Source organism: Kitasatospora sp. NPDC057500, assembly GCF_042802195.1.
Lineage (GTDB): Bacteria > Actinomycetota > Actinomycetes > Streptomycetales > Streptomycetaceae > Kitasatospora.
Genome location: NZ_JBHVER010000103.1, coordinates 1 through 13,699 on the forward strand (window position 1 = coordinate 1; position 13,699 = coordinate 13,699).

At 72.1% G+C, this 13,699-nt stretch carries 15 protein-coding genes; 7 read left to right on the forward strand and 8 right to left on the reverse strand.

Annotated elements, in window-relative coordinates; translation table 11 throughout:
- Positions 1-601: 601 nt before the first annotated feature.
- Positions 602-943, reverse strand: coding sequence for a hypothetical protein (locus ACFU74_RS21780; RefSeq protein ID WP_380759173.1), 342 nt, complete (start codon positions 941-943; stop codon positions 602-604).
- A 348-nt stretch (positions 944-1,291) separates the two neighbouring features.
- On the opposite strand from ACFU74_RS21780, the gene ACFU74_RS21785 reads away from it, so the two are divergent.
- The 3 genes from ACFU74_RS21785 (at position 1,292) to ACFU74_RS21795 (ending at position 3,516) form a co-directional block, all read left to right on the forward strand.
- The gene (locus tag ACFU74_RS21785; RefSeq protein ID WP_380759175.1) at positions 1,292-1,438 is read left to right on the forward strand and encodes a hypothetical protein; all 147 of its coding nucleotides are present in this window, start codon (positions 1,292-1,294) and stop codon (positions 1,436-1,438) included.
- 94 nt (positions 1,439-1,532) lie between these two features.
- Entirely contained in the window at positions 1,533-2,222 is a 690-nt protein-coding gene (locus ACFU74_RS21790) for a hypothetical protein (protein ID WP_380759177.1), read from the forward strand.
- Positions 2,223-2,322: 100 nt separating this feature from the next.
- The gene (locus tag ACFU74_RS21795; protein WP_380759180.1) at positions 2,323-3,516 is read left to right on the forward strand and encodes a cytochrome P450; all 1,194 of its coding nucleotides are present in this window, start codon (positions 2,323-2,325) and stop codon (positions 3,514-3,516) included.
- A 473-nt stretch (positions 3,517-3,989) separates the two neighbouring features.
- On the opposite strand, the gene ACFU74_RS21800 is transcribed toward ACFU74_RS21795, so the two are convergent.
- On the reverse strand, positions 3,990-4,316 hold the full coding sequence (locus ACFU74_RS21800) for a polyprenyl synthetase family protein (RefSeq protein WP_380759183.1): 327 nt from the start codon (positions 4,314-4,316) through the stop codon (positions 3,990-3,992).
- Between ACFU74_RS21800 and ACFU74_RS21805 the strand changes: the two genes are divergently transcribed.
- Positions 4,236-5,384 (forward strand): terpene synthase family protein, encoded by a 1,149-nt coding sequence (locus tag ACFU74_RS21805; RefSeq protein WP_380759185.1) that lies wholly within the window; start codon positions 4,236-4,238, stop codon positions 5,382-5,384. The two genes, ACFU74_RS21800 and ACFU74_RS21805, sit on opposite strands and share 81 nt — an antisense overlap.
- 313 nt (positions 5,385-5,697) lie before the next feature.
- Complete coding sequence (locus ACFU74_RS21810; protein WP_380759188.1) at positions 5,698-6,750, forward strand: polyprenyl synthetase family protein; 1,053 nt, start codon at positions 5,698-5,700, stop codon at positions 6,748-6,750.
- A 58-nt stretch (positions 6,751-6,808) separates the two neighbouring features.
- Here the strand turns inward: ACFU74_RS21810 and ACFU74_RS21815 are convergent, their stop codons facing one another.
- The 5 genes from ACFU74_RS21815 to ACFU74_RS21835 form a co-directional block, all read right to left on the reverse strand.
- Positions 6,809-7,111 carry a hypothetical protein gene (locus ACFU74_RS21815; protein WP_380759190.1) on the reverse strand — a complete coding sequence of 101 codons (303 nt, stop codon included), beginning with the start codon at positions 7,109-7,111 and terminating at the stop codon, positions 6,809-6,811.
- The gene (locus tag ACFU74_RS21820; RefSeq protein WP_380759192.1) at positions 7,111-7,353 is read right to left on the reverse strand and encodes a hypothetical protein; all 243 of its coding nucleotides are present in this window, start codon (positions 7,351-7,353) and stop codon (positions 7,111-7,113) included. The genes ACFU74_RS21815 and ACFU74_RS21820 overlap by 1 nt, the downstream gene beginning before the upstream one ends.
- Entirely contained in the window at positions 7,350-7,523 is a 174-nt protein-coding gene (locus ACFU74_RS21825) for a hypothetical protein (RefSeq protein ID WP_380759195.1), read from the reverse strand. Before ACFU74_RS21825 ends, ACFU74_RS21820 begins: the two co-directional genes overlap by 4 nt.
- 66 nt (positions 7,524-7,589) lie before the next feature.
- On the reverse strand, positions 7,590-8,552 hold the full coding sequence (mvk, locus tag ACFU74_RS21830; protein ID WP_380759197.1) for a mevalonate kinase: 963 nt from the start codon (positions 8,550-8,552) through the stop codon (positions 7,590-7,592).
- Positions 8,549-9,739 (reverse strand): hydroxymethylglutaryl-CoA reductase, degradative, encoded by a 1,191-nt coding sequence (locus tag ACFU74_RS21835; RefSeq protein ID WP_380759199.1) that lies wholly within the window; start codon positions 9,737-9,739, stop codon positions 8,549-8,551. The genes mvk and ACFU74_RS21835 overlap by 4 nt, the downstream gene beginning before the upstream one ends.
- Before the next feature lie 248 nt (positions 9,740-9,987).
- Here ACFU74_RS21835 and mvaD point away from each other — a divergent pair, with 248 nt between their 5' ends.
- Both mvaD and ACFU74_RS21845 read left to right on the forward strand, forming a co-directional pair.
- Positions 9,988-11,049, forward strand: coding sequence for a diphosphomevalonate decarboxylase (gene mvaD / locus ACFU74_RS21840; protein ID WP_380759201.1), 1,062 nt, complete (start codon positions 9,988-9,990; stop codon positions 11,047-11,049).
- Between the two features lie 2 nt (positions 11,050-11,051).
- Entirely contained in the window at positions 11,052-12,065 is a 1,014-nt protein-coding gene (locus tag ACFU74_RS21845) for a mevalonate kinase (protein WP_380759203.1), read from the forward strand.
- Positions 12,066-12,730: 665 nt separating this feature from the next.
- On the opposite strand, the gene ACFU74_RS21850 is transcribed toward ACFU74_RS21845, so the two are convergent.
- Complete coding sequence (locus ACFU74_RS21850; RefSeq protein WP_380759205.1) at positions 12,731-13,642, reverse strand: terpene synthase family protein; 912 nt, start codon at positions 13,640-13,642, stop codon at positions 12,731-12,733.
- Between the last annotated feature and the right edge of the window lie 57 nt (positions 13,643-13,699).

The following is a 13,699-nucleotide window of genomic DNA, read 5'->3' on the forward strand; positions in this document are numbered from 1 at the left end:
CCGCCCGCCCGCGGCGGCCGCCGCGTGCGGGCGGGCGCGGGATGCAGGCGGCCGGGTCCCCAGGAGGCAAGGGGGGTACCCCGCGGGGCCCGGCCAGTGGAAGGCCAGCAGCGCCGAGGAGGACATGGGCGCGGCTGCTCTGCCCGGCGACCCGGTGGTGCTGTGGCGGGGCCGCCGTGCCGGAAATGCTGGATGTGGGCGGGCCCGGAACGCGGGCCTGCCCGGCGGCGGGTGCGGTGCGGCTGGGGACGTGCTCCGCCACCGATGCGTTCTCCGGATCCAGCGGTCCACAGTCACTGACGGCGGGCTGCCCGCAGGCCCATCCCGTCCAGCAGTCCCGCGTACCCGCGCGCGAGGGCAGGCTCCGATGACGCGGGCGCGGCCTGGGGTTCGGCGGAGCCGGCGGGCGCTGCTCATCGGCGACGGCTTGCTGCTGCGTCCACGTGGTCCGTGGCGGGCTGGACTTGGGCGCGGTTCTGGGCGAAGGGCCCGACCCTGACGTGCCTGGCGATCCCGCGGCTCTGACTACCTGACTACCTGCGTGCAACAGACTCGCCCGTTGGCAGAAGGAGGGCGTGCGACGCTGTCGAAGACTCCGGGGTCAAAGCCCGGGACCGGTGTAGCCGGGGTCTGGGTGCTGGCGGGGCGTGTACCACTCGGTGAGCCCCCACGCCCCGAGAGCGAGTGCAGTCAGGGTTGTCAGCACCGCGATCCAGGAGCGCCCCGTCCGTCGCGTGATCAGCGTCCAGGTGAAGAGCGGAACCATCGTGCCACCGAGCAGTATGAGCGGCAGATCGACGAAGAGCACGCTCAGATCGCGGGCATGGCCCTCGAACCCGCCATCAATGCTGAACGCGGCTCGTGGCGCCCACACCAGCAGCCCGGCCATTGCGCCGAGGCCGGCGAGCAGGCACCCGGCCGTGCCCGCGGTCTTCTGATTCATATGGCCAACCGCCCTGAGTCGTTGCAGGGCCCTGGTGGCCATGCACTCCCAGGACAGCAAGCTAGGGGATCGGGGCTGGGGTATGGGTCCGTAGGCGCCCTCCTCCGAGTACTCGATCTTTCTCCGGGACGGGCAGCGGCAGCGCGGCCAGGGCGGCGCGCAACTGGCTCGTTCGGAGTGAGGGCGTCGTACAGGGTCGCCATGCACTGAAAGGCCGGTCAACGCTTTACCCCGGGGCAGCACCCGGGGACGGCCCTGGGAATGACGGAATGAGAGAACTGAGGGTTACTGAACGACCACGAAGCACATTTTCTGGGGCCGCTATCTGCCCGCGCAGGGTCAGCGGCGGTGTGCGCGCTGGCCGTGGCGATGCCCTCGGCGGTGCTTGGCGATCTGGCGCGCGAAGTGCCCGCCATGGCCGCCACGACGGACGCCGCCGTCGAGGCCGGCCGCACCGCCGCGCCCGGACCGGAGGTTCAGAGCCCGACGCTCTGAAGAACGCCGGCTTGGTGGGGCGGAACTCACCGGCCGTGGGCGGAGCTCACCGCGCCGGGCACGATGGAGACAGGGCGTGGGCGAGGAGTGGGCGATGCGTACCGGGGATGTCGTGGTCGGTGAGACCTACATCGCGAGCATTGCACAGCGGCTGCCCGCGCGGATCCGCGACGAGCCGGTCAAGACCGCCGCCCAGTGGCAGGCCAGCATGCAGCTGCACCTCGCCTGCGGCCGGCGCATCACGGTGACCGTGACCGGCTTCGGCGAGGACCCGGACACGGTGGTCGTCAGCCGGGACGTCCCCGTCGGCAGGGTCGCGCTGCGGCTGACCGCCGAACAGGCCGCGGCCCTCGATCTCGCCGAGGGCCAGGAGTACGAGATCACCGGCATCGTGACCGACGCCGACGGCCAGGCCCTCACCTTCCCCGGCACGATCACCCACACCATCCCTACCCGCTGGCTGCGCCCGGCCGGGGAGCAGCTGGAGCTCCACCCGGACACCGAGCACTTCCACCGCGCGCTGGTGTGCCGGGACGCGGACGGCGTGACACCGGAGGAGATCGACCGGGCGGCGGGCAAGGCGCTGGAGCAGCTGCACCACGTCCGGGGCCTGGCGCTTGAGGACCCGAACGTCGGCCACGCGGTGCTCACCTGTGAGGCGGACCACCGGGAGTGGCTGCGGATCGCCGAGCGGATGCGGGCGGCCGAACTCGCCGCCTACGACCCGCGGGCCGATCCGGACGCCGTCGAGCACCCGCCACTGGTCCGGTTCCGGCAGACCTGACGAAGGCCGGATGACGCGTCGCATCGATCTTTGACGAGTCTCGGCGAAGTTTGATGGCGGCGTGGTTGTCTCGGCGAAGTTTGATCGTCCGGTCCGCCCGATGCCCGTGATCGTGGTCTGCACCCCCGAGCTGGCCCAGCAGGTGCTCAGGGACGACCGCACCTTCGACAAGGGCGGCCCCTTCTTCGACCGGATGCGCGACCTCCTCGGTGAGGCCGTCGCCACCTGCCCGCACAGCAAGCACCGGCGCCTGCGGCGACTGGTGCAGCCGGCCTTTCGCGACGAGCAGCTGCGCCGCTACCGGCCGGTGATGCGCGCGGAGGCCGAACGCCTGGCGGACGGCTGGAGCGACGGACAGCGCATCGACGTCATGGCCGCGACAATGACCTACACCACCCGCCTCGCGCTACGCACCCTGTTCTCGGTCTCCCTCACCGAGGAGCGCCTCACCGCCGCGGTGGCCGACATCGAGACCTGGGTCGCCGGCGTGCCCCTGCAGATGCTGCTGCCGCCCGGGGCCGACCGCCTTCCGCTGCCCGCCAACCGGCACTACCGGGATGCCGTCGCGGGCCTGCGCGCCACCATCGCGAGCGCCGTCGAGGAACGGCGGCGTCACCCCCTCGACACGCGGGAGCCGGACCTGCTCTCGAGCATGATCATCGCGCAGGACTCCGAGGACCGGAGCGGGCGCCTGAGCGACACCGAGCTCATCGATCACGCCGCGACGTTCCTGGCCGCGGGCACGGAAACCAGCGCGACCGCCCTGGCCTGGATGTTCCACCTGATCGCACTCCACCCACAGGTACAACGGGACCTGAGGACGGAACTCGCCGGGCGGGAGGACTGTGCGGCGGACCGACCCGGCCACGACGACGGCTCGCTCTGTCATCGGGTCGTCCTCGAGGCCCTGCGACTGCACGCGCCGGCCTGGCTGCTCACCCGCACCGTCACCGAACACGCGATCTTGAACGGTATCCCGCTGGAGGAGGGCGCCACCGTCGCGTACAGCGCCTACCCCCTGCACCGCAACGCCGCGTACTTCCCCGACCCGCATGCCTTCCGCCCGGACCGGTGGACCGACAGGACGCCCCAACCGGGCACCTTCCTCACCTTCGGCGGTGGCCCGCGCTCCTGCGTGGGCCACCGGTTCGCCATGCTCGAACTCACCGCCGCGCTGCGCGCCGTCGTCGCGGCCTGGGAACTCCAGCCCCTCGGCGCCAGGCCGCCGCGGCCCCGCCTGGGAGCCACCCTCGCGCCCGACGGCCTACGGCTGCGCGTGCGCGCATGCACGTGAACGAACGGCGAAGCCGCCGGGCGGCCGGGTGAGGCCACGGCTACGACATTCGAACACCTGGAGGGGCAGGGTGCCGCACGGGATCTCGAAGATGCGGTAGACGCTGCCTGCATCGAACGCGCCGGGGTGGCGCAGCCGGCCTGGAGGCAGTGGGGTCGGCGGCGAGGGGTTGGGCTTCGGGGATGCGGCAAGGGTGGAGGCGTCGTGTTTCGTCACGGTCGCCGGGTGGTCCAGCAGGGTGCCGGGACGCAGCTGGGGTCCGGGGTGATGGTGGTCCTCGACGACGGGGCGGGTGGCGCACGGGGTGCGAGCGGAGACTGGCGCCGCGCTCGACCACGGCGTTGTTCCAGCCGGCGTCCACCCACGCCCTGGTTACGGTGGGCCACTGGGCGGCGAAGGTGCAACCGTGGAGGGTGGTGTGGGGCGGGAAGTCCACCGGTACCCCTCGGACCTGAAGCACGACCAGTGGCAGCTCATCGAACCAATGCTGGTGCGCTGGTGAAAGCCGGAACAGCTGGGGGATTCCCCTGTCGAACACCCTCTGAGGTGTAAACTGGCCATGTCCTCAGAGGTCCACATGAGTGCCCTTTTCCATTCTGAAACTCCCACTCGACCGGGCTGTATGGGGCCCGCATGATCGACGCGGGACTGGAGACGGCGCGTGTGCGGTGGATGGTCGGCTGCCCGCGGCGCCGACTGCTGTCATCGATGACGTCATCATGGATGAGCGCGAAGGCGGGACGCCGTGGCGGCTCCCGAGGAATGCGTTCGCTCCGGTCCTGGCGGATGAGCTTGTCCACTGCAGCGAGGTGATGTACGGCCTACCGGCACCACTGGACATCACCCACCGTATGCGGGAAAGGACATCGGCCATGCCTCCCGCCGACGTCACCATGCTGCCCAAGGAATTCCTCCGGGACAGCACCCCCGACATCCATCCCGGTGCCGTACAGGCAGACGACGCCTTCGTGGCCTTCGCGCACCGCACGGGCATCGCCCGGTGCGAGCAAGACGTGAAGAAGCTGCGCTCCTTCGCCTTCGGTGTGTTCACCGGCTGGTGCTATCCCACCCTGCCGCAAGCCCGGCTCGACCTCCTCACCCAGTGGCACTACTGGCTGACCATCACCGACGATGTCGCCGACGCCACTGACCGAGGCGGACCCGGTGAAGCCATCCGTCTGTGCAACTCGATCCAACGCGCCATCAAGACTGCCGCCCCTGTCACCGGCGGCGGCCCGGCCGCCGTCTCCGTTCACGACCTCTGGCACCGCACCGCACCAGCCCAGAGTCCGCAATGGTGCCAGCGGGCACGCGTCGACCTCGCGCTCTACCTCCGCCAGTACGTCGAACAACGCCACAACCGAGAGCTGCACCTCCGTCTCGCCCCCGACGAATACCAACGGCTGCGCAGGGACAGCGTCGGCCTGGACTTCAACACAGACGTCCTCGAAGCCGTTCATGCCATCCAGGTGCCCGAACCGCTCTTCGCCACCTGGCAGCTGAGAGAACTGCGCAACTGCTTCGTCGACGCCAACAGCTGGTTCAACGACTACTACAGCTTCGATCGCGAAGTCCGCTCAGGTGAGCAGCACAATCTCGCCCTCGTCCTCGCCGGCCACGAGGGCATCGATCACGACACAGCCCTCGCGCGCGTGCTGGACATGATCCAGGAACGGCTCCAGCAATTCCTCACTCTGGAACGACTACTGCTCGAAACCCTGCGCGCACTGGGCTACGGCGCCGGCACCATCACCGAGGTCGGCCGCTACACCCGAGCACTGCGCGACTACACCTACGGGCATGTCGCCTGGTCGTCGACGTCGAGCCGCTACAACGAGCACCAACTGCGCGCGACAACGTGGGCCTGAGCAGAATCAACCGGCGTCGTCACGGCGCCGACGCGGTGCTCGTGCATCGTGGCACCGCGCCGGCTTCCCCGGAACCGGTGACGACCTCATCGAGGGCGGCGGGTATCCCGTCACCTGGTTCCGGACCGGGAATGCGGGTAGGAGAAAGACGGTTTCCGAGCCTCCTGGCAGCATGGTCCGCAGGGCCGCGGGCCGCGGGCCGCCCACTGGAACAGCCATCGCCATGTCCTCCGACCGATCACCGAACATCGCAGAGCCCCCTCCGGCCGCGTCGACGCCGCGGGCACAGGCCCCGCGGTCCGATTCCGAGCCGGTGCGACACCGTGTCGACGCGGTTCTCCGCGCGTTCGTCGACGGCAAGTACGCCGCGGCCCGACGGACGGGTCTGCCCGAGGACGTACCCAGGGCCCTCGCCGGGTTCCTTGCGGCGGGCGGCAAGCGGATCCGCCCGCGGCTGTGCGTCCTGGGCTGGCAGGCCGCCGGCGGGGAAGGCGAGCGGGGTCTGGCGCAGGCGGTCCAGGTCGGCGCGGCCCTGGAGTTGTTCCATGCCTTCTGCCTCGTCCACGACGACGTCATGGACGACTCCGACACCCGCCGCGGCCGGCCCACCGTGCATCGTGCCCTGGCCGCCCGCTTCCGCGAAGGCCGGTCCCGGGAGCTGGCCGACGCGGTCGGCACCAGCACCGCGATCCTCGCCGGGGACCTCGCACTGCTGTGGTCCGACGAGCTCCTTCATGATCCCGACCACGGTCTGCGGGCGGCCGAGTCCGCGCGCCTGCGACCGCTGGTGAGCCTGATGCGGGAAGAGGTGATGTACGGCCAGTGCCTCGATCTCCTGTCCACCGGACGCCCTACCGCGGACGCGACACCGGCCCTGGCGGTCATCCGCTACAAGACCGCCAAGTACACCTGCGAGCGGCCCCTGCAGATCGGCGCCGCGCTCGCCGGGGCCGCTGAACCCCTCATGCGGCAGCTGAGCGCCTTCGCCCTGCCGCTGGGAGAGGCGTTCCAGCTGCGCGACGATCTGCTCGGCGCTTTCGGCGATCCTCAGGAGACCGGCAAGTCCGCTCTGGACGACCTGCGCGGGGGAAAGCACACCGTGCTCGTCAGCATTGCCCTGGCAGCCGCCACCTCCGCCCAGGGACGCCGGCTGCGGGCACTGTACGGCGACCCCCGCCTGGACGCGGCGGGCGCCGAAACCGTGCGTGCCCTCCTACGGGAGACCTGCGCGGACCAAGCCGTAGAGCGCCTGATCACCGACCGCTTCCAGCAGGCCGTGACCGCTCTGGACGTGCTCGCCGTTCCGGCGGCGGTGCGCCGACAACTGCGGTCCCTGGCCGACAAGGTGGTGTGGAGGAGCTCGTGACGCAGGCCCGCGCGCGATGCGCTTTCCGTCGCCTCCCCCGGGACGGGACCGTCGCGACTCACAGCTGTCTCCAGCACCACGCGGTCGCGGGAAGGGTGATCGGCGAAGTGTCGATGCCGTCCGGCCGACTGGTGACGGCCAGGGTCCCCCGCCGGCCGTCCGTGCGGTACCGGGCGGTGCGGTCGCTCCACAGGAGGTTGCCGCGCGCGATGTGTCCGAGGTCGCGTGCGTAGCGGCTGGCGGCCGGGTCCCCGGAGGCGATGACGCGGTCGCGAAGCCGGGTGTAGAGCACCACGGTGCGGTTGCGCAGGGTGATGGCTTCCCCGGCGGCGTGCTGGACGTCCGTGTCCCGGTCGCGCATCAGTCACACAGCGCCCGCTCGTAGCGGTCCTCGACGGGTGCTTCGGGAGCGTCGAGCACGGCCATGAGCGCGCCGATGACCGGTGCCAGGCCGGCGCAGGTCCTCAGCCGGGGATCGTCGACGTGGGCGTCGTCGAAGGCGAAGCTGAGGTAGTTCAACTCGGTCGCGAGTTCGAGCACGGACTGCGATCGCGCGTTGGGAAGGCACAGGGCGAGGAAGGCTCCGGCGTCGATGCGTGTCACCTCCGCGCCGGGCGGCACAGGCCCGAGGCCTGCATCCATTCGACGGCGCGCGCGTCGACGGCGGCGGCGCCCGGTGCGGGCTCCGGGTGCGGCGGCGGGCAGAAGAAGGGCGTCTCACCGAGGCCGGCGAACAGGGCCCGGTCGCGGGTCCCGGCTGTGGTGCGAGTCACGTGTCATGCCTCCCGTGGGAACGCGGGCCGGGTCCGTTCTTCCGGCCGCGGGACGGAACTCGGGGCCTACTCCTCGAAGTGGACGAAGTGCACCCGGTCGGCTTGGCCGGCCCCCTGCTTCGCCCCGCTCGGCCGAGCAGCCGCGACGCGACTGATGAACGCCTCGCAGCCGGCGAAGCGCAGGGCGGCGGCGACGGCCGGCGCGTTGCCGGGGGCGAGGGCGATGACGGCACCGCCGCCGCCCGCTCCGGTGAGCTTGGCCCCGAGGGCGCCGGCGGTACGAGCGGTGGTGACGGCGAGTTCGAGGGCGGGGGTGGACACGCCGATTGCCGAGAGCAGCGCGTGCGCCTCGTCCATGAGCCGGCCGAGGGCGCAGAGGTCGCCCATGTGCAGCGCTTGGCGTCCCGCCCGGGTGAGGGCTCCCAGACGGGTGAACTCCCGGGTGAAGCCGTCGGGCCGGGACCGCGCCCGACAGCGGACCCGCTGGATCTGCTCGGCGGTGGAGCGCTGGTGCCGCGTGAGCGCCACCACCAGATCGAAGGCGGTTCCGATCGGGAGCAGGGTCGCGTGGGGGCCGGGCGCGCGGTGGAACCAGATGGTTGCACCGAGGGCGACGGCCGCGACGTCGAGGCCGGAGGAGGTGCCGTGGAAGGCGGACTCGATCGCCGTGGCCGGTGCCAGGAGTTCCACGGGGCCGAGTTCGGTGCCGGAGAGGTCTGCCAGGGTGCGGGCCAGGGCGACGCTGAGGGCCGCGGAGCTGCCGAGGCCGCAGCCGGCGGGGATCCGGGACTCGATGCTGGTGGTGATCCGGTCGGGGGCGAGGGAGAAGAACCGCGCCGCGGTGTCGACGGCGGCCCTGAGGAGCGGGTCGACGGCCTGGCCGACGGGCCGGTTCCCGCCCAGGGCGGCGGTGAGGGTGAGCGTGCGGTCGATCGGCGTGGCGATGGCCGGCTGCCGGTAGGCGACGGAGTGCTCGCCGAAGAGGATGACCTTGCCCGGTGCGCTACGGGTGCTGACGGAGGGAATCACGGGGCCGCCGAGTGCGTGGCGCGGGCGGGGTGCGAAGGGCGGTCGGCGCGGCGGTGGAGTGCCATGTGGCCGTGTTGGATGCCTTCGTCGGACAGGGCCCGAAGGGCCGCGAGGTTCTGGGCCAGGCCCACCGCCGCCATGACAGCGGCCAGTTCGCGGGCGCTTGTGACACCGAGCAGGCGCAGGGACAGGTCGGCCCGGGGGTTGCCGGTGATGCGGGCGCCGACCGTGCCGACGGCGAGGGGGATCTCGATGCGTCCCTCCAGGTGCCCGTCGGTGCAGCGCCAGGTGGTGAGCGGCTGGTAGCTGCCGGTGCGGGCGGCGTGGGCGTGGGCTCCGGCCTCGATGGCTCTCCAGTCCTGGCCGGTCGCCAGGGCCACGGCGTCGATGCCGTTCATGATGCCCTTGTTGTGGGTGGCCGCCCGGTGGGGGCTGTAGGTGGCGAGGGCGCAGGCCTGGACGATGCGGCGGGCCACGTCGTCGCCGGTGCGCTCGCGGGTGCACAGCAGTGCTGGGGGGATCGTGGAGCGGGCCCGGGCGAGGCGCCGGTCGGCGAGGTTGGAGACGATGCGGATGTTCGCGCAGCCGCCGGTCACACCGACGATGTGCGGGGCCATCGCTTCCACGAGGGTGTTGACGGCGTTGGCGCCCATGGCGTCGCCGACGTCGACCACGAGGTGGACGAGCAGCGTGCGGTCGGGCATTGCGGCGGCGGTGATCTCGCGGGCGCCGCATCCGCGGGCCGTCATGCGCGGCTGGAGTGCGCGAGCCGTCTCGACCAGCCGCGGCGCGGCCTGGTGGACGCGGATCGCGGCCGCTTCGGCGTCGGCCACGTCGATCACGTGGATCTGCCCGGTCATGAGGGAGGGGTCGGCCTCGGCCCGGATGCCGCCGCTGTCGCGGATGAGGCGCGCGGCGTAGGAGGCCGCAGCCACGATCGAGGGCTCTTCCGTCACCATCGGGACGAGGTGGTCACGCCCGTTGACGAGGAAGTTCACGGCCACGCCGTACGGTAAGGCGAATATCCCGACGGCGTTTTCGATCATGAGGTCGGCCCTGGCGGGATCCAGCGGTGCCTCACTCGCGAGTGCGGCGCGGTCGGAGGTTGAAAGCCCAATGGTTTCCGCGAGGACGTTCTGACGCTCCTGGAGGGACAGCCGGTAGAACCCCGGCAGACGGGAGCTCATGGTTCTTCCTTGCCCGGAGCGCTACAGCCAGTTCGCTCGAAGCCGCAGGTGACTGCAGACCGTCCGTCAACAATGGAGTGCGATGGCCCGAGGGGCGGGTAGCTCTGCAATGAGGACGAGAGCTTTTCTATATTATCGCCGAATTGTCCCTTCGGCTGCCGTGGACGGGTTTTCCGGACGGCCGGGCGGCCGTCCCTTCCCGGCCCTCCCGCAGGGCGGCGCCGGGCGTCTGGACGCATCATCGACCTATGGCGGGATTCGTGTGCCGGGTTCCTTCGGCCGCCGGGCGGGGCCGGCCCGCGGTCTGGGCCGTCGCCCAGGCGAATGTCGCACTGGTGAAGTACTGGGGAAAGGCGCCCGGGCCCGGGCACCAGCCGGCCACCACCAGCGTGTCGCTGACCCTCGACGGCCTCACCTCCGCGGCCCGGGTCGAGGAACGGCGGGCGAACCGCCCGGACCGTGTCGCCTGGGCGCCTCCTGGGCCCGTCGCGGACCTGGCGCGGTTCGTGGGACACGCCCGAACGCAGCTGGGCATCGCACGCCCGCTCGACGTCCTGGTCACGTCGAACTTCCCGGTCGCCGCCGGCCTGGCGTCCTCGGCCTCGGCCTACGCCGCGCTGACCACCGCGCTGGCGGCGCTCGCGGTCGACCCCCCGTCCGTCGACCGGCTCGCGGCGCTCGCCCGGCACGGCTCGGGCTCCGCGTGCCGCTCGATGTTCGGTGGATTCGTCCAGTGGCGGCCCGGGGACGACGCCCGGGCCGTCACCCAGCTCGCCGCCCCGGAGCACTGGCCCCTGGCCGTCCTCGTCGCAGTCAGCGGCAGCGGCCCCAAGCGGGTCCCCTCCCGCGACGGTATGCGCCGCACCCAGGAGACCTCGCCCTTCTTCGACGCCTGGCTCGCGACGAACGCGGCGGACCTCGCCGCCGTACGGGAAGCAGTGGGCTCGCGAGACCTCCGGGCGCTGGGCACGGCGGCCGAGCGCAATGCCCTGCGCATGCACGCGACCGCGCTGGGTGCCGACCCGCCCCTGCTGTACTGGGAGGCGGCGACCATCGCCGTGGTGCGCGAGGTGTGGCGCCTGAGGGAGGACGGCGTGCCGGCGTACTTCACCATCGACGCCGGGCCGCAGGTGAAGGTGCTGTGCAACCCCGGGGACTCCCAGCGCGTCGGGCAGGCCCTGGCCGGTGTACCGGGGGTCTCGCACGTCCTGCGGTCACGGCCGGGCGGTGCACCACGAGTTCTCCGGGAGCCCCCGGAGTGGGCCTTCGCGTCCTGTCCCCCGCCGGCCGTCGGCCGCGGGAGGGCCTGAGCATGCCGGAGGTGGCGGTGTTCGCGCCGGGAAGCCTGTTCGTGATCGGGGAGTACGCCGTGCTCCACGGCGGGCGGGCCCTGGTCGTCGCCGTCGATTCGGGCATCGAGTGCCGTTGTGCGGCCGGGGAGGACGGATGGTGGCTCAGCGCGCCCGACCTCGGCGTTGACGCCCCTCTGGAGGGCGTGCCTCCCGATTCGGGCGCCCGCCTGCTCGTCGACGCCGTCCGCGCCGGCCGGCGTGCGTTCGCCGGGGCGGAACCGCTGCGGCTGACGGTCCGGGGACGCGGCTGGCGGGCGGGGCACAAGACCGGGCTCGGCGGCAGCGCGGCGAGCACCGTCGCCGTCCTCGGCGCCCTTGCCGCCGCCGCGGGCCACGACGTGTCCTCCCCGTCCCTGCGCCGGGCCCTGCTGCCGGCGGCCGCCGGCCTCCACCGCGCGCACCAGCACGGCCGCGGCAGCGGCGCCGACGTGGCGGCCAGCGTCCACGGCGGATGGGTCGACTACCGTGTGCTGCGCGGCACCCCGCACGCCGAGCCCGCCTCCGCTCCGCCCGGCCTGCGTCTCGCAGTGGCCTGGAGCGGACTCGCCTGCGACACCGCGACCAGCATCGACACGTTCCAGCGTATGGGCGGCGGCACCGGCGCCGGCCGCTTCGTCTCCCGCCTGGACGACGCCCTCGACCGCTTCTGGGCCGCCTGGCGCGCCGCGGACTGGACCGCGCTCCAGCACGCGATCCGCGCCTACGGCCGCCTGCTGGAGGACCTGGCCCACCGCATCGCCCCACCGGACGCCGCCGAGCGCATGGCCATGCTGACCCGCGCCGCAGCCGCCTGCGGAGCGGCCGCGAAGAGCTCCGGTGCCGTGGGCGGCGACTGCGTCATCGCCGTGGGCCCACAGGACGGGCCGCTGGACGAGGCCCGCGCGGCGTGGCGGCGCCTCGGCGCCGAGGTGGCCGAGGTCAGCCCCGACCACGACGGACTACGCCTCCTCCCGGCAGACCGACAAGAGGACTGAACGGCTACCGCCGGAACCGGCCTCGGCGCAGCGAACCCGGTGGCCGGCGCGCGAGGCGGCCTGCCACGACTCCGCTCGCCGGGTGAACAGCACGGTGCGCAGGAAGCCTTCACCGGTGCGCACGGTCGAACGGACGAAGCCCGAGCACCGTCCGCGGGGACGGCGGACGATCCGGCCGTGGGTACGCCTCCTGCGGGCCGCGCCGGTTGGCAGGCCGGCATCCCCGGCTCTGCCGGACCTTCCTGTCCCGAAGATGCTTGCCCTCCCGGACGCAGAGACCGGCACGTCCTCGGGCGGTGGCTCGTCCCGGACCGGGGCCCACGCCGGCAGCGGGAGACTGATCGCGTCAGAGAAGCCCGGCGCTGGGCCGGCGCTCTCATCCGCGCGCTCCAGGACAGCCGTCAAGAGTCAGCGGGCGCGGGCGTACGGTCGTCGATCGGCGGGCGGCCGATCCTGCGAAGCCGCTGCTGCCTTACCGGCAGCAGCGGCTCGATCCGACCCCGCAGGGTCGTCCGACACCAACCGCGGCGCTGCCCTCCCCACGCCTGCTCAACGTCCAGGTGAACGAACAGGCATGGGTGCCGCCCAGTTCCGTCTGCTCCTCTTACGGGGCCACCCCGGTGAGCGCGGCGACCGGTAGAGGGCAGTAGCGCGTCACACGCCGTTCACCGGCCGAACAGCAACGTGCGCAGAAACTCGTTGTCGGGCTGGACGGGATCGGATCCGGCGCCGTATCGCGGGATTTCGCAGGCCCAGCGGTTGTGGGCGCCGAGCCAGTTGCGGTTCGCATCGATCCACCTGTCGAGAAGGTTCCGTCGGCCGGCGGCGAGGTGCAGGTGGTCGGCCAGATCGCGCACCCGCGCCGCGGCCGCGGGAAAGCCGGCGGCGAGCCGCGAGGCGAGGCCGTTGACCTGCTGGAGCGCCACTCGGGGCGACGACCCGGCCGTGCGGGCGAGGAGGAGGATGGCGTTCATGCTCTCTCCGCGGTCCTGCTCCTTTTCCAGGGAGTAGATGTCGTTGGACAGGACGATCAGGTCGGTACACAGATCACCCAGGGCCTGCAATGCGCTCTGATGCCACAGAAACGACGGGATCTCATAGCCCGACACCCGTTCGATCATGTCCTGGCAGGGGCGGTAGCCGACGACGTGGCGCCGCAGTGCCAGGTAGTCGTCCAGTGTCCGGGGCGGCTGGAGCGCACGGTCGACGTCTTCGCACACGTTTCCCCAGAGGTACCGGATCCAGTGGTGGGCGGCACGCTCTTGCCACGGGGCGGCCATCCCGTGGGTGGTTTGTGCCCACATGCCGGCGAAGTGGGTGGCGAGCGGACTGAGCGAGCTTCGCGCGGCGACGGTGCCGGGGGTGAGCGTGCCGACCAGTTCGTCGACGACCATGGTGGCGCTCTTCGGGTCGTCGCGCAGCGGGCCGTCGAAGATCTCGTCCACGATGAAGAACACGCACATCATGTCGACAGCGAGGTCCAGGTCCGAGCCGTGCGCGTCAGGGTAGGCGTAGGCGATCAGCTTCGCGGAGTCCGCGCCGTTGAATCGCCGCCACGTCCGGGCGTTCCGGTCCAATCCGAGATCGTGGCCCCACGCTCGTGCTCGCGCCCGGGCTTCGTCCAGGCCGTCGTT